Origin of the sequence: Fictibacillus gelatini DSM 15865 (assembly GCF_000430745.1) — a bacterium.
GTDB classification, from domain to species: domain Bacteria; phylum Bacillota; class Bacilli; order Bacillales; family Fictibacillaceae; genus Fictibacillus_A; species Fictibacillus_A gelatini.
Map to the genome: position 1 here is coordinate 1 of NZ_AUMP01000052.1, position 15,637 is coordinate 15,637.

17 protein-coding genes are annotated in these 15,637 nt (G+C 42.0%); 9 read left to right on the top strand and 8 right to left on the bottom strand.

Going from position 1 to position 15,637, the window contains the following annotated elements:
• Window positions 1-115 precede the first annotated feature (115 nt).
• The 3 genes from ybaK to H538_RS26605 all read left to right on the top strand — a co-directional run bounded on the left by ybaK (window position 116) and on the right by H538_RS26605 (window position 1,662).
• Window positions 116-568: a Cys-tRNA(Pro) deacylase gene (gene ybaK / locus H538_RS0116965; protein ID WP_026678616.1), complete on the top strand. Its 453-nt coding sequence runs from the start codon at window positions 116-118 to the stop codon at window positions 566-568.
• A gap of 165 nt (window positions 569-733) precedes the next feature.
• Window positions 734-937, top strand: coding sequence for a zinc ribbon domain-containing protein (locus H538_RS0116975; protein ID WP_026678617.1), 204 nt, complete (start codon window positions 734-736; stop codon window positions 935-937).
• A 68-nt stretch (window positions 938-1,005) separates the two neighbouring features.
• Window positions 1,006-1,662 carry a hypothetical protein gene (locus tag H538_RS26605; protein WP_211235575.1) on the top strand — a complete coding sequence of 219 codons (657 nt, stop codon included), beginning with the start codon at window positions 1,006-1,008 and terminating at the stop codon, window positions 1,660-1,662.
• A 46-nt stretch (window positions 1,663-1,708) separates the two neighbouring features.
• Here the strand turns inward: H538_RS26605 and H538_RS0116985 are convergent, their stop codons facing one another.
• Window positions 1,709-2,290 carry a DJ-1/PfpI family protein gene (locus tag H538_RS0116985; RefSeq protein ID WP_026678619.1) on the bottom strand — a complete coding sequence of 194 codons (582 nt, stop codon included), beginning with the start codon at window positions 2,288-2,290 and terminating at the stop codon, window positions 1,709-1,711.
• A gap of 137 nt (window positions 2,291-2,427) precedes the next feature.
• On the opposite strand from H538_RS0116985, the gene H538_RS0116990 reads away from it, so the two are divergent.
• Window positions 2,428-2,844 carry an Lrp/AsnC family transcriptional regulator gene (locus tag H538_RS0116990; RefSeq protein ID WP_026678620.1) on the top strand — a complete coding sequence of 139 codons (417 nt, stop codon included), beginning with the start codon at window positions 2,428-2,430 and terminating at the stop codon, window positions 2,842-2,844.
• A gap of 94 nt (window positions 2,845-2,938) precedes the next feature.
• On the opposite strand, the gene H538_RS0116995 is transcribed toward H538_RS0116990, so the two are convergent.
• The 4 genes from H538_RS0116995 to glmS all read right to left on the bottom strand — a co-directional run bounded on the left by H538_RS0116995 (window position 2,939) and on the right by glmS (window position 6,891).
• The gene (locus H538_RS0116995; protein ID WP_026678621.1) at window positions 2,939-3,598 is read right to left on the bottom strand and encodes an ABC-2 transporter permease; all 660 of its coding nucleotides are present in this window, start codon (window positions 3,596-3,598) and stop codon (window positions 2,939-2,941) included.
• Entirely contained in the window at window positions 3,582-4,460 is an 879-nt protein-coding gene (locus H538_RS0117000) for an ABC transporter ATP-binding protein (protein ID WP_026678622.1), read from the bottom strand. Before H538_RS0117000 ends, H538_RS0116995 begins: the two co-directional genes overlap by 17 nt.
• A gap of 2 nt (window positions 4,461-4,462) precedes the next feature.
• A complete protein-coding gene (locus tag H538_RS0117005; protein ID WP_026678623.1) occupies window positions 4,463-4,837 on the bottom strand; it encodes a GntR family transcriptional regulator in 375 nt (124 codons plus the stop codon).
• A gap of 218 nt (window positions 4,838-5,055) precedes the next feature.
• On the bottom strand, window positions 5,056-6,891 hold the full coding sequence (gene glmS, locus H538_RS0117010; protein WP_026678624.1) for a glutamine--fructose-6-phosphate transaminase (isomerizing): 1,836 nt from the start codon (window positions 6,889-6,891) through the stop codon (window positions 5,056-5,058).
• Between the two features lie 129 nt (window positions 6,892-7,020).
• Here glmS and H538_RS0117015 point away from each other — a divergent pair, with 129 nt between their 5' ends.
• Window positions 7,021-7,761: a GNAT family N-acetyltransferase gene (locus tag H538_RS0117015; protein WP_026678625.1), complete on the top strand. Its 741-nt coding sequence runs from the start codon at window positions 7,021-7,023 to the stop codon at window positions 7,759-7,761.
• 116 nt (window positions 7,762-7,877) lie between these two features.
• On the top strand, window positions 7,878-8,396 hold the full coding sequence (locus H538_RS24225; RefSeq protein ID WP_035351321.1) for a YbaK/EbsC family protein: 519 nt from the start codon (window positions 7,878-7,880) through the stop codon (window positions 8,394-8,396).
• Between the two features lie 60 nt (window positions 8,397-8,456).
• On the opposite strand, the gene ftsW is transcribed toward H538_RS24225, so the two are convergent.
• Window positions 8,457-9,629 carry a putative lipid II flippase FtsW gene (ftsW, locus tag H538_RS0117025; protein ID WP_026678626.1) on the bottom strand — a complete coding sequence of 391 codons (1,173 nt, stop codon included), beginning with the start codon at window positions 9,627-9,629 and terminating at the stop codon, window positions 8,457-8,459.
• Between the two features lie 329 nt (window positions 9,630-9,958).
• Between ftsW and H538_RS0117030 the strand changes: the two genes are divergently transcribed.
• The gene (locus H538_RS0117030; protein ID WP_026678627.1) at window positions 9,959-10,972 is read left to right on the top strand and encodes a S66 family peptidase; all 1,014 of its coding nucleotides are present in this window, start codon (window positions 9,959-9,961) and stop codon (window positions 10,970-10,972) included.
• A gap of 224 nt (window positions 10,973-11,196) precedes the next feature.
• Here the strand turns inward: H538_RS0117030 and H538_RS0117035 are convergent, their stop codons facing one another.
• Window positions 11,197-11,991, bottom strand: a complete 795-nt coding sequence (locus tag H538_RS0117035) for a serine hydrolase (protein ID WP_026678628.1) — start codon at window positions 11,989-11,991, stop codon at window positions 11,197-11,199.
• Window positions 11,992-12,197: 206 nt separating this feature from the next.
• Between H538_RS0117035 and hutP the strand changes: the two genes are divergently transcribed.
• Together hutP and H538_RS0117055 are read left to right on the top strand one after the other, a co-directional pair.
• The gene (hutP, locus tag H538_RS0117045; RefSeq protein WP_026678629.1) at window positions 12,198-12,647 is read left to right on the top strand and encodes a histidine utilization transcription antiterminator HutP; all 450 of its coding nucleotides are present in this window, start codon (window positions 12,198-12,200) and stop codon (window positions 12,645-12,647) included.
• A 448-nt stretch (window positions 12,648-13,095) separates the two neighbouring features.
• A complete protein-coding gene (locus H538_RS0117055; RefSeq protein WP_081412697.1) occupies window positions 13,096-14,493 on the top strand; it encodes an amino acid permease in 1,398 nt (465 codons plus the stop codon).
• A gap of 43 nt (window positions 14,494-14,536) precedes the next feature.
• On the opposite strand, the gene H538_RS0117060 is transcribed toward H538_RS0117055, so the two are convergent.
• Window positions 14,537-15,397 carry a pentapeptide repeat-containing protein gene (locus H538_RS0117060; RefSeq protein ID WP_051291534.1) on the bottom strand — a complete coding sequence of 287 codons (861 nt, stop codon included), beginning with the start codon at window positions 15,395-15,397 and terminating at the stop codon, window positions 14,537-14,539.
• Window positions 15,398-15,637 lie beyond the last annotated feature (240 nt).

The following is a 15,637-nucleotide window of genomic DNA, read 5'->3' on the forward strand; positions in this document are numbered from 1 at the left end:
AGAATTTGATAAGTTAATTATTACATAAAAAAAGTGTTACTTCCTTATATATTTTGGGAATAACACTTTTTTCGGGGACTTTTTCAGTGGCCTCGCAAAAGGCAAGACGAATGCAATGCGGATTCTAGACAGGGACAAAATTGAGTATTCCATGCTATCTTATGATTCAGATGACGGAAGAATCGATGGGGTTTCAGTCGCAGAAAAGATTGGAAGAGAGAAAGAACAAGTCTATAAAACGCTTCTTTCTCAAGGAGCGAGCAAGGAGTATTATGTTTTTGTCATTCCTGTTGAGGCGGAGCTGGATTTAAAGAAAGCGGCCCGGGTAACTGGTGAAAAAAAGCTGGAAATGATTCCAGTGAAGGATATAACAAAAGTCTCTGGATATATCCGCGGCGGATGTTCGCCGATAGGAATGAAGAAATTGTTCCCAACAGTAATCCATACATCCGCTGAATCTCTTGAAACGATCATCGTCAGCGGAGGAAAAATAGGCACACAAATCGAATTAAAGGTAGACGACTTCATTCAGGTAACGAACGCCCGGCTTGAGGATGTTATAAAGTAACAGGATGATTAATTTTCGCTGGAATGCTAATTTTGAAAAAGAAAAACCGGAAATAATGAGCCTTTTAACTTCATATGAAGAAAAATTGCTGGTGTTGGAATTGAAAAACCCCTCTGGTGATTAGAAACTTAATAGGAAAATATTATTTAAAAAAGGAGTGATCGTATGAGCGAAAAAGGTTGCATAAAATGTGGCAGCAAAAATGCCGGCACGAAGGATGTAGCGATGACAGGAACGGGTTTGTCAAAAATGTTTGATATCCAGCACAATCAATTTACCGTCGTGTTTTGCAAGGATTGTGGGTATTCAGAGTTTTATAAGAAAAACTCAAGCACAGCATCGAATGTCATTGATCTTTTCTTTGGGTGAAAAAGCCTATACAAAAAAATAGTGAGCTGAATAGTCTATTACTACCACTTCAATAGGAGTTGAAAATTTTGAGTAATAGACAATACCCGTATCAGCAATATCCGTGGTATGGCGGACAATATCAGCAGCCTGGTGGATATCCGGGTTCACCGCCTTCTTATGGTCCCCCTCAACATGGAACAACGGGCCAACAGCATCAGCCTTATAGTCCCCAACATGGAACATCAGGTCAACAGCACCAGCCTTATAGTCCCCAACAAGGGACATCCGGTCAACAGCACCAACCTTATAGTCCCCCTCAACATGGAACATCAGGCCAACAGCATCAGCATTATGGTTCTTCACAACACGGAACAACGGGTCAACAGCACCAGCCTTATGGTTCCTCACAGCATGGAACATCTGGCCAACATCACCAGCCTTATGGTTCCACACAGCACGGAACAACGGGCCAACAGCACCAGCATTACGGCCCTCCAGGTGCGCCGCCTTCGTTTGTTCCCCAACATGCAACCGGCCATTTAGGGGCGTATGCAGTTGACCCTGGAGCCATCCGGCCATGCATTCATCAATTCATTTATATTTGGCCTGAACATGGCCATGGTTTCTGGGCATGGTTAACGTATGTTGGACGACGATCAGTCGCGGGATTTAGATGGACGGGATACCGCTGGGTTTATTTCGGAATGGACACGCGGCAAATTCAATCTTTTTATTGTCACTAAAAACTGTAAAAAGCATGAGGCAGCCGCCCATGCTTTTTGTATATTCTTAAAATCCCATTAGCTCTTTCACTTGATTTGTGTTTTCCTTTGAAGTTAGCATTTCTAGCAACTTGAAGGCCACTTCAAAAGCAGTGCCGGGATTGGAAGATGTAATGATATTTCCATCACAGACAATCCGTTCATCGGCAACCCGGACGCCGTATTGTTTCAATTGTTCCAATCGCTTGCTGCCTGGATGATTATAAGTGGTCGCCTTTCGATTGTACAAAACGCCGCTATGCGCAACCATTAAAGACGCCACGCAAATCGAGGCGATCGGCTTATTATGAAAAGCGAAATGCTGTATCACTTTCTGAAACCGTTCGCTAAATGCATCTTCATAAAAACCCGCTTCTTCAAATCCTCCGGGAATCGCCAGCGCATCAAACTCTTCTAATGCAATCTCATCCAGTTGCACTTCGGGTTTCACCTGAAAGTTCCACGTGCAGTGAAGCTCGGGATGCATCCCTGCGGTGACAACTTCTGTAGAGCCATCGCCCTCCCATTTATTCCAGCCCAATACATCTGTAAAAACACTTGCTTCCACCGCTTCAAATCCGTTTGCTAATAACAATAAAACCTTTTTCATCATGAAAAACCTCCTTCAATAAGTAATTGTAAATAAGTGAGGCTTATAAAAACATAACGATAAAAAGGGAATTCGATGAATTTCCTTTTATTTTTCTTGAAAAATCGTATATATTGTTAATAAAAAAAGGTGATACCGTGGATCAAATTGATTACGAAATAGTAAAGATGCTTCAGAAAAATGCAAAGACGCCGATGAAAGAGATTTCTTCCTGCGTCCACTTATCGGCGCCGGCTGTGGCTGAACGTGTGAAAAGATTAGAGGAGCGGCAAGTGATTAAAGGTTATCAAGCAAAGATCAATTTAAATAAGCTCGAACGTTCAATTATGGCGATTATTTTATTTAAATCAACGGATTGCAAAAAACTCGCTCACTTTTGCCATACGCACCCTGATGTGATTGAATGCTATCGGGTCGCTGGAGAAATCAGTTATATCGTAAAGGTAGCGACAAAATCAGTTGAAACATTGGAAGAATTTATCGATCAATCTATGCCCTTTGGCACACCATCAACGAACATTGTGCTGTCGGCACATGAAAAAGATTTCGTGTAGCCAAAAAACCTTGGAAGACCGTCAACAAGAAAGGAAGCCATTGGCGGATAGCTTCCTTTTTGATCAATTGTGAAAGAACGTTAACGATTAGAATTTAAAATTCTCTTTTCTTATAAAAGAGTAAAGAAAGAAAGTAGGAGAATATAAATATAATTAGAAGAGGAATCATGATTAAACCAAGCATTTCAATTTCCGACAGTTTACTAAAAAACTGCAATGCTTTTTGCTGCCAGGTAAAATGAATAGTTAAAACGAGGTTATCAGCTAATGCTGCTGTCCCAAAAACAAGGAGAAACAATAATATGTTGTTAAACATTTTCGCTTTTAAATAACCAACCTTAAAGATGAGAGGAAGAGCGATTGAACATAAGAATGTAACGCCGGCAATGGCTAAAACAATCGCCTCTATCGTAAAAGGCAAAACATTAAATGGCAGTTTTAATAGTCTTTCCATTAAAACAATACCGTAAATGACTAAAATCGAATATGCTGTAAATACATAGACAGAAATATATTTTGACAAGACAATTTTTTGTTTATTGATTGGCAGGCTGACCAGCATCATATCGCTATTATTTTTCTCTTCTAAAGCACTTGCTCCCAAAGCTAGAAAGTAACTGACTGCACAAATACTATATATCAAACCTGTCGTACCGATACTTGAGAAAGAAACGGAAAAAAAGAGTAACAAAAGAATGGATAATTTCAAGTTTCTCTTTTGAATAAGAAAATCTTTTTTAATGAGATGGTACATTATGATCTCCCCTTTTAGTGAAAAACAACATAATATCTTCTAATGTTGGTTTTTCAATTAATACGGAATCACCCAATTGGTTTAATACTTCTTTTTTATTTTTACTTAACGCTTCAAATCCAAAATCATTTTGTTTTAAGCCGATAAAGTTGACTCCATGATGAGTATCTAATTGGCTTTTCCTTCCTTTGACAATACAGTATTCCTCTAAAAGTTCATCCTTTGTTTGACTCAATATAATTTCTCCATTGTCGATAAGTGTAATATAGTCTGCAACTTTATCTAAGTCAGATGTAATGTGGGACGAAAAGAAAATGGATTTATTTTCGTCTTGTAACAATGATTGCAACACATCTAACAGTTCAGATCTAATGAGTGGATCTAATCCGGAAGTGGGTTCGTCCATGATTAGCAGTTCTGCATGATGCGAAAGGGCAATAGCTAAAGAGAACTTCATCTTCATTCCTTTAGACAAATGCTTAATTTCTTTCTTTAAAGGTAGTTCAAAGTTTTTGGCATATTGATTGAAAACTCCTTCATCCCATTTGCTATAAAACGGCCTGATGACATCCTTCATTTCCTTGACTGTCAATTCTTCGTAAAAGTGATTTTCGTCATAAACGAAACCAATTCTTTCTTTAATCGAAATATCATTTTGCTCGTTGTCCAAACCAAAAATTTTGATTTCACCACTATCTTTCTTTATTAAATTCATAATAAGTTTGATTGTCGTGCTTTTTCCGGAGCCATTAGGACCAATAAAGCCCATGATGTACCCTCTCTCAAGAGTAATATTAATACCTTTTAAAGAAAAGTTTTTGTAATTCTTCCTTAAATTGGTAATTTCCAAAATTTTATTCATCATTACCACCCCTCATATATGATGTTGAGCATTTCTTGGAGTTCTTCTAAAGTTAGGCCAACCAGCTTTGCAGTATGGATTGCTTCCGTTAATTTTTCTTCAATTATTTTTAATTTGGTTTCACGAAACAATTCTTTGTTAATCGATGCGACATAGGAGCCTTTACCGGCAACGGTAACGATAAATCCTTCTTTTTCTAGTTCATCATAAGCCCTCTTGGTTGTAATCACACTAATGTTTAGTTCCTTAGCTAATTTCCTAATTGACGGAAGCGATTGTGATTCTGTCAATTCTCCTTTAACGATTTGTTCTTTTAATTGATTAACGATCTGTAAATAAATTGGTTCATCTGAAAAGTTTGAGATAATAATATTCACTTCATAACATCCCTCTATTCGTTATATCTGTATATAACCAGTATATACAGATATAACGGTAGTGTCAATCTTATCCAAAGCTGGTTACGTAAAAATCCCCCTTTAGATAACCGTATCCAAAGGGGGAGCAAAAATAACTTTATGTGAAAGATACATTTTTTTATAAACGATGCGACTTAATTTCAAAGTCACAAAAGAGCCGCATGCGAATAAGGTCCTTATTCCACCGTCAAACTCTTTGCCAGGTTGCGCGGACGGTCGACATTCAAGCCCCGGACCGTTCCGGCATAATACGCCAAAAGCTGGAGTGGAATGGCGGCTAAAATCGGCATAAGAAAAGGATGGGCTTCAGGAATGTACATGACTTGATCGACAAATTCACTTACTTCATCATCGCCGACCGTCGTAATTCCGACGACGAAAGCATCACGGGCTTTCACTTCTTTAATGTTGCTGATCGTTTTATCGCGAAGGTGCCCTTGTGTCGCAAGCGCGATGACCGGGACGCCGGGAGTGATTAAAGCCATTGTGCCGTGCTTCATTTCTCCAGCCGCATAGGCATCAGCATGCAAATAGGCAACTTCTTGCAATTTAAGCGCTCCTTCTAATGCGAGAACATAATCAAGTCCTCTGCCGATTAAAAAGAGGTGCTCCTGATCATCCGTCACCTGGGCAAATTGATCGATCGCATCCTGTGTCATGACAAGAGTCGTTTCGACGTTTTCCGGGAGTTGTTCTAACGCTTCCAACAAGCCGGGGATATGCTTTATGCCCGGACCATTTGTTTTCTCCGTCAGCGCAATGGCCAGCAACATTAATGCAGTGATTTGGGAAGTGTACGCTTTCGTTGCCGCTACCGCCATTTCCGGTCCTGCAATCGTGTTGATTACACAATCCGCTTTTCGGGCGATATTGCTCCATTTCTTATTCGTAACCGCAATGACCGGGCTGTTATGCGCTTTTGCTTCTTTTAATGCGGAGAGCGTATCCGCGGTTTCACCCGATTGGCTTAAGACGATGACAAGATGATGTGCATCGAGCGGGCCGTGCTCGCAGCGAAATTCGGACGAAATGGAGACTTCAACTGGAATATGTAACATTTTCTCCATCACTTTTTTGCCAACGATTCCGGCGTGATAGGAAGTCCCGCTACCAACAATTTCGATCTTGCGAATTTGTGAAATATCCCTTTTTTGAAAAAAGCGATCCAGCTCCGGGATGGCGACCCCGCTTGTAGTCAGGCGATCTTTTAACGTTCTTTTAATCGCTCTTGGCTGTTCCATAATTTCTTTTAACATGTAATGCTCATATTCTTGCAATCTCATTTCCTCTTCGTTCCATTCGACAAACGTTTTCTCCGGATGAACGATTTGGCCATCGAACGTTTTCACCGTTATGTTCTCCTTGGTTAAAACAGCGATTTCCCCATTTTTGATCGGGTATATTTCATTCGTATAAGAAAGAAGTGCGGGAATATCGGAAGAAAGAAACGCCTCTCCTTTTCCAAAGCCAAGAACGAGCGGGTTCTCCTGGGAAATGGCGATAATCGTATCGGGCTGTGATTGGGACATAATCGCAAGGGCAAAGGATCCTTTTAACAGGGGGAGCACCTTGCGCACCGTTTCTTCAAAATCGCCAGTATCATAGTGTACTAGCAAATTCGGAATAACTTCAGTATCGGTATCCGTTTTAAAAACATATCCTTCTGCCATTAAACTTTTCTTCAATTGCGGGTAATTTTCAATTATCCCATTATGTGCAACAAAATAGCGGCCCTCATCATCGCTTAACGGGTGGGAATTTGCGGCGGTAGGGGTACCGTGTGAAGCCCAACGCGTATGCCCGATCCCAAGATTTCCTTCATTGACCGGTTCAAGAGCCAATAAAGCCTCTAAATCTTCAATCCGTCCTTCTTCTTTACGGACTTCAATGAGCTGTTGATTGGAGATGGCTACCCCGGCCGAATCGTAACCGCGGTAATCCAATCGCATCAAACAATGCAACAAGATTGGGCGGGCTTCACGTTTCCCAATGTATCCGACTATTCCACTCATTACCATCACCTCGCTACATATATCTCTCTACTATTATAGTAACTTCTTAACAACCAGGTTGCAAACTTTCGATTGGGTTTTTATGCAAAATTAAGTATTATTATTCATTATCTTTAGAAGGAGGAGTGTATGGATTCTCAATTGATCGAAGAATTATCATTGAATAGCTGGCAGCCTTTATCCACGTTGCTTTATGATGGCTGGGTGATCAGGTTAGCAAACGGGTATACGAAACGGGCAAACTCGATAAGCCCTATTTATTATTCTACCTATGATTTGAACGCAAAAATTGAACAATGCGAGCAGATTTACTTGAATCAGGGCTTGCTTCCGGCCTTTAAGATCACTCCATTTGTAAAACCGGAAAACCTGGATGAACATTTAAATGAGAGGGACTATTCCAGGGTCGATCTTACAAGTGTCCAAACGGCGGAGCTGAAAAAAGTAAAAGAGCCGGTTCTTCATTCTATAAAACTGGATGAAACGGTCAACACCGAGTGGGTGAACCATTTTTGCCGACTGAATCATGTTGAAGAAAAATACAAGGATACGATCGTAAAAATGTTGTCCAATATCGCAACTAAAAAGTGTCTTATCTCACTCTACTATAAAGAAGAGGTGGTTGCCTGTGGCCTCGGTGTAATTGAAAGGGAGCATATTGGGCTATATGACATTGTCACAGACAGCAAATTTAGACGTCAAGGGTTCGCTGAACAACTCATATTGAACTTGCTGAAATGGGGGAAAGAAAAAGGGGCCAAATATAGCTACTTAGCCGTACTTTTGAATAATAATCCCGCCTTGAAGCTTTATGCCAAAATCGGGTTCACTGAACGTTATCGGTATTGGTACAGGGTGAAGAATGCCTGAATGAGTTGTTTTCGGTATGGTAATGATTACGTTGTCTACAAGCAGGATTCTTCGTTCGTTTTCTCCAGACGAAAATGTTATCATACTAGAAAACAGATTCGGAAAGGTTGATGGTGATGTCCATTGAAAAGGTGAAAGCCCACTTTAAGCAATTTAATCGCGAAAATGATGTGATGGAGTTTGACACATCGAGTGCCACCGTAGAACAAGCAGCGGAAACAATCGGCGTCATTCCCGCTCGAATTGCCAAAACGCTATCTTTCAGGGGAGAAGGCGACAAAGCAATCCTCATCGTCGCCGCCGGGGATGCGAAAATCGATAACAAAAAATTCCGCAATACATTTGGTTTTAAAGCGCGCATGCTTACGCCTGATGAAGTGCTGGAGCAAACTGGACACGCCATCGGTGGAGTGTGCCCATTTGGCTTAAAAAATGAACTTGAAGTATACCTTGATGTTTCGTTGAAACGCTTCAAAACGGTCTTCCCGGCCTGTGGAAGCTCGAACTCGGCGATAGAACTGACAATTGACGAACTCGTTCAATACTCGTTTTCCTCAGAATGGGTCGATGTTTGCAAGGGATGGGAGGAAGCTGAAAAAAGTGAAGGAGCGGTCCTTCATCAAGAAGGGAACTGAGCGAAAAGACAGGCTGCGAAAAAGCAGTCATGCCCGCCTTTAGGCGGGCATGACTGTTATTTAGGAATGTAAAGATCTGGACATGAATTTTTTATATTGAGGTTCAGGGGAGGCAACTAGTTCCTCCTTCTTTTTCATATTGACAAAGGCTGAAATATTAATCAAAATCCCCATGGAAAGCAATAAAACCAGCAGGGAAGAACCGCCGTAGCTTAAAAACGGCAATGGAACACCGGTGAGGGGAAGCAAGCCAATCGCCCCGCCTAAATTGATGATCGACTGAATGCCAATCATGCTCGATATTCCAATCGCAAGAAACCGTCCGAACGTATCGTTGCACCTTACCCCTAATAAAAAGCCTTTATAAACAATGTAAAAAAACGACGCTATGACACACAATACCCCGATAAATCCTAGCTCTTCGGAAACGGTAGCAATAATAAAATCCGTTTGGACTTCAGGCAAATAACCGAGCTTTTGAATCCCGTCGCCGAGCCCTACCCCGTGTAATCCTCCAGAAGCAACTGCGATATAAGAATTGATTAATTGATAGCCGTCGTCTCGAAATTTAAAAGGTTGATAGGCGCCCCGAATACGGGATAATTGTTCATCTGATGCAAAAAATAAAAAGAAAATGGCCGCAAAAATAACAGTCGAAACAGCTAAAAACAAGATATGCCTCAGCTTGACGCCGGAACAAATGATGATCACACCGGCAATTGAAACTAAAATAAGCATGGAGCCAAAATCAGGCTGCAAAAAAATCAATCCGGCGATAAAAACAACTAAAATAAGCGGCGGTGCGATCGCCCGGTTAAAATCATCAATATACGATTGTTTTTTCGATAAAACATAAGCTAAATAAATGATGATGACCAATTTAGCCAGCTCTGAAGGCTGGAAATTAAACCCGCCGATGCTAATCCATGATTGGGCGTTATTCACTACTTTTCCCATGACAAAAACGAGGAATAAAAGAAAGGTAGTGACTAAAAGCATTAATTTCGTTAACTTTTTATATGCTTTATACGGAAACAGCAAGGCTCCACTAAAGACAACAAGACCGAGTAGCAGGGAAAGAAGCTGCCTGACAAAAAAGTGGTTGCTTCCCCAATTGTACTTAAGTGATGCATAGTAACCGGCACTATATATCATGATTAAGCCGAATAAGGACAAGCCAATTGTTATAATAATCAATGAATAATCATAGTTTTTGATCATTTTTCTTATCATAGAGATCCCACCCTTCAAAAAAAGGATTTACTATTCTCTTTTTCGGAAAATAGCCATAAATCCCTTCAAAAATTTATACAAAAAAAGCGACAGAAAACGAGCAGCATCTGTCACCTTCGCTATTTAAACAATTGTGAAATGTATAAAATTAAAAGATACACGCTAACCGGGATGTATATGGCGAAGCCAATTGCCAGGGCGGTGTATTTTAGTATTTTTTGCGCTTTCAATGCATTCACCTCAGGGAGTAGTGTGCCCAAAAGATGAAATTTTATTGTGCACTTTCTTCGGGTCTGGTAAAATCATGAAAAGCGTTTGGGGGAGTGTATATGATTCATTATCCACATTTGAAAAAAGAAGCGACAATTGGGGTAACGGCACCATCATCTGGGGTCGAGCCAGAGCTGCATGATATGTTCAAACTTGCATGTCAACGGATGGAATTAAAGGGATTTAAAGTCGTTTGTGGTGATACGGTTTGGACTCAAAATAAAGCAAAATCGGCCCCTGCCAAAAAACGTGCAGATGAATGGAATGAAATGATGCAAAACAGCGATATCGACATCATTATTCCTCCATGGGGCGGAGAATTGTTGATTGAAATGCTGGAGTATGTAGATTTTGACAATCTGAAGGGAAAGTGGGTTTTAGGTTATTCAGATACTAGCGCCTTGTTATTGGCGATCACATTAAAGACGGGGATTGCCACCGCTCATGGAACGAATCTCGTCGATTTAAGAGGGGAATACTCGGATGATACGACAGCCATGTGGCAATCGGTCTTATCGACGAAAGCCGGCGAGTCAGTCCTTCAGCTTTCTTCAGCAAGCTACCAAAAAAAGTGGCGGCATGATAACCCTTCGCCTTGTGTCTTTCATTTAACCGAACCAACCTATTGGAAAACGACATCATCCGATGACGTAACGATTGAAGGGCGCCTCCTTGGAGGATGTATCGACGTTATCAGACATTTGATTGGCACACCATACGGCGATGTACAAAGCTTTAGAAAAAACTTTATCAATAATGAATCGGTCATCTGGTATTTGGAAAACTGTGAACTATCAACTACAGATCTACGCAGGTCATTGATGCAAATGAAGTTGGCCGGCTGGTTTGAAAATTGTTCGGGAATCATGTTTGGCCGAAGTCCCGCCAATCACCCGGTCGGCGGGTACACCGCCATGGATGTTTATGAGGAACTTTCAGAAGAGCTTCAACTACCTGTTGTTTATGACATTGACTGCGGCCATGTTCCTCCGCAATTAACTTTCATAAATGGGGCTTACGCAGAAGTCGAAGTTGCGAAAGGGAAAGGGACCGTTCTGCAACACTTTCGATAAACCTCTTTGTTCTTATGAAGAGGTTTTTTGCATTGTCTCCGGACTTTCGCAAATAAATATAGAACTTCGGAAAATAAATTCAGCATTTTGGAAAATAAAATTAAGCACTTGGAAAATAAATTCAGCATTTTGGAAAATAATCAATGGGCTTTGGAAAATAAAATGCTGAATTCGGACAATAAAAACGTATTGATGGACAGTACGCAGGAGCAATTTGCAATACGTTACTTCTCCATTATATGGTCAAAAACAAGCTTCCCGATTTGAGCGATGGCTTTCTGTCCGGTGATGTTGTTATCAAGGTCTGTTGTCAGGACGGCGATATAGGCGCGTTTTCCATTCGCTTGAATGATGCCGGCATCGTGTTCTGTTCCTGGCAATTCGCCTGTTTTATGGGCGACATATGTCTCTTCTGAAAAGCTCTCTGAAATAAGAGCCGGCAATTTTGAATGAAATTGTTGTTGGCGCAACGTCTTAAGGGCATTCGTTCGCTGCTTTGAAGTTAACAGTTTTCCTTGATCAATTTCTTTTAAAAATTTGACGATATCATAAGCCGATGTCCAATTATCCTTTCCGTTCTTCTGGGCTGTAACATCCATCATTTTTCTGGCGAGAAGGGTCTGATTGCATCCGAGATCCGAAGATAGCTTGTTCACCGCTTCCATTCCTACAAGATCGATGAGCAAATTCGTCGCTGTGTTATCGGATACTATAATCATCAACGTAATAAGGTCGTGGATCGATAGTTCAATTTCTGGACGCAAATGCTGAATTACCCCCATCCCGCCTACAGGAGCCTCTGACGGCACGCGATACGTTTCATCCAAATCCAACATCCCGATCTGAGCCTGTCTGAAAGCTTCCATCATAATAGGTATCTTTATTAAGCTTGCAGAAGGAAAAGGATCATCTCCATTTATGCTTATTTGCAAATTCTCTATTTCAAGTACAATACTCATTTTCCCGCAAATGCCTGTGGCAACTTCTTGAAGATGTTCCTTAAGGAGATAAAATGACATTTTTTTCATCCTTTCTCGTTTCATCTGGAAAAGAAACGGGCACTTCCGCAAAATTAAGGCCTATTTTCCTTTATCCCGCTGCCTTAATAGTCTGATAACTTTTTAAAATCTGTCGAAAATGGATTGACACCATTGAAACATAACTTTTATACTAACAATAAGTTATTAGTTTCTTTAGAAGATTAACATAAATTGGAGTCGTTTTCATGCTTAAAGGCACACATAATCGAATTGGCCGCAATGCTATGTTGTTGGCGTTATCAAATGAAGAAGATGAAGCTGGATTGGCAAATCAGCTTTTGGAAAAAGGCTCGAGCTATTGCAAGGGAAAAGTGGGCTCGATGGAGATGCAAAAAGTGGTTGCGGCGATTGAGACGGCGGCAAAGCGATCCGAATTAATTAATGCTAACCTCTATCGGGAGATGCACGCGTTATATCATGCGATTATGGAAGCGTTACAAGGTGTGACGAGAGGACAGGCAGAGCTTGGAGATGTATTAAGAACCGTAGGATTGAGGTTTGCAGTCGTACGCGGAAGGCCTTACGAAAATCATGAAGAAGGCGAATGGATTGCGGTAGCCCTATATGGAACGATTGGTGCACCGATCCGCGGCCTGGAACATGAAACGATCGGACTCGGAATCAACCATATTTAAATAAAGCCCATAGTCATTTAGTTTAGGAGGGGGCTGTACTGGCAAAGGGAGTCGTTTGCCGGTACAATCCTCTCTTTTTATTAAAATAAGGGTGCTCGTTGATCATGTGCAGCCCAAGTGGGGCAATTATTCGTCTAATCCACAATTAAGGAGGTGAGCGAAACTTAATGGAAAACCGAAAAGCAATTATGCCCACTCTGGAAACACCTCCATATCGAAAGAGGCTCGAACGTTTTACCAGAAGAAAGGCACCTCTTAAAAAATGAAAGCACTTTCAATACCTGTAGGGACCCCGGTTAAACTGGCGGACTCTTTACGAACAATGAACAAACTTAATGTGAGAGGGGAATGACTTTTGCAAAATCATCAGTTGGAACTCGCACCAAAAACCGATCATCCAGAACCATCCAATACGTTGCAACGTAAATTAAAGGCACGCCACCTGACAATGATTTCGTTAGGAGGAGCAATCGGCACAGGGCTTTTTCTCGGAAGCGGACCGGCCATTCATAACGCGGGTCCGGGTGGCGCTTTAGTCGCTTATTCTGTTATTGGCATTATGGTTTATTTTATTATGACAAGTCTTGGGGAACTGGCGACCTTCATGCCGGTGAGCGGTGCCTTCAGCACATACGCAACCCGTTTTATTGACCCTGCTCTCGGCTTTGCGATGGGCTGGAACTATTGGTTCACCTGGGCGATGACACTTGCTGCCGAGCTTTCCGCCTCGACGATGGTCATGAAGTTCTGGTTTCCGCACAGCCCGTCGTTTTTATGGAGCTCCTTGTTTTTAGTCGTATTGTTCTTGCTGAACTACTTGTCCGTCAAAGGATACGGAGAAGGGGAATATTGGTTTTCCTTTATTAAAGTAGCAACAATTATCATTTTTCTTATTGTCGGTGTCCTTATGATCTTTGGTATCATGGGCGGGGCTCCGATCGGTTTCAAAAACTTTACGGTTGGCAATGCTCCATTTGCCGGCGGGTTTATGGCGACGTTAGGCATTTTTATCGCAGCCGGCTTCTCCTTTCAAGGTACTGAAATTGTCGGTGTCGCAGCAGGAGAAAGTGAAGATCCCGCGAAAAACGTACCGCGTTCCGTTCGCAGCATTTTCTGGCGCATTCTCTTATTCTATTGTCTCGCGATACTTGTGATTGGATTAATTATTCCGTATACGACTAGCAGTTTGCAAGGCGACACAGTCATGGTCAGTCCGTTTACGATGGTATTTAAAAAAGCGGGGCTTGCGTTTGCCGCCTCCGCAATGAACGCCATTATTTTAACAGCCGTATTATCCGCAGGAAATTCGAGTCTTTATGTGACAAGCCGGATGTTGTATGCGATGGCTCAAGATGGGCTTGCACCAAGGTTTTTCGGGAAGGTGAACAAGCGGGGGGTTCCTATTTTAGCAGTTATCGTCACTTCAGTTGTCGGAATGTTGGCGTTTTTTGCTTCCTTTTTCGGGGATGGTGCCGTATATACGTGGCTGATGAATTCAGTCGGCGTAACAGGATTTATTTTCTGGCTCGGTATTGCGGCAAGCCACTATCGTTTCCGAAAAGCATACATCGCGCAGGGCTATAAGCTTTCCGATCTTCCATATCGTGCAAAATGGTTTCCGTTCGGCCCGATTTTCGCCTTTATACTTTGCATGATCGTTTTACTAGCACAAAACTACCGGGCGTTCCTGAGTCACCCTATCGATTGGGGCAGCGTCATTGCCGCTTACCTTGGCATACCATTGTTCCTTGTCATGTGGCTCGGGTATAAGTTCATCAAGAAAACAAAAGTCGTTCCGTTGGACAAATGTGAGATTGATTTTGAGGAGCATCGGAACGTTCAATAATAAATAAAGCTGTAAAAGCCTCCTGACCTAATTTCAGGAGGCTTTATGATGTGGACCAATGCGCCGGCTGGCTAAGCATGGATGGCAATTTTGTCTTTGCGTCACCATTTGCGGCGTTAATCTGGGCCTGGGTGAGGAAAAGACTCCCCGTGAGATCGGCCCCTCGAACATCAGCGTCCCTGAAATCGGCACCGATCAGATCGGCCATTTTTAAGTCGGCATCCCTCAGGTCGGCAGCAATGAGGAGCGCTCCTCTTAAATTGGCACCTCTTAAGTCAGCACCTCGAAGATTGGCGCCAATAAGGTCGGCTCCTCTGCCGGGCTTTTTTCGGTGCTTTTTGGAACGACTACGCGCTGGAAGCGGCCCGGATCGAACAAGTTCGCTGGCGCGCAAAAGCAAAAGATTAATTTTTGCCCTATGTGCCGGCACGTCCAGTTCAATAAGAGATTCCGGACGAAGGTGGGTAAGGCGTTCTGTTTCCTCAAGTGCCCGGCACAGATCGCTATGGATAGAAGCGGTTGCCTGTAGCGAAAGCGCTTCCGTCAAATACAAGAGCATTTCATGAAGCTGTTGCATAATGGGAAACACATCAAACATCAGCTTTGCCGTTTCGGGAGTTTTGCGCCAATCTTTTCCTTTGAATGTAAATTGCGATACTTTTTGCCCTGCGCCAAAACATTCATATACCGTGCATCCCCGGAATCCTTTCTGTCTCAGATCTTTATGAATGCCGCAGCGAAAATCCGATTGCAAATTAGGACAGGTTTCTCCAGCATTTTTAGTAAACGCAAAATCGGCTGATAGGGCAAAAGGAAGGGCGACACAGCATAGGCCGAAACAATTCTCGCAGTCGGGGCGCAGATCGTCCCGTAATAAATTTGGTAGGTTTTGCACTGTTCTCACTTACTTTCGGTTTTATTTGAAGCAAAGAACACCTTTACTATCAGTATACTTGTCTTGCAAAATCAAATCTAGTTTCCGTTTCGTTTAAGAAGTTTCTCAAGGACAAAAATGGGGTCTGGAGTCGAAAATCTGTCCAATAGACGCTGTCTCAAGGACAAAAATACGGTCTGGAGACGAAAATCTGTCCAATAGAAAGGGTCTCAAGGACAAAAATACGGTCTGGAGTTGAAAATCTGTCCA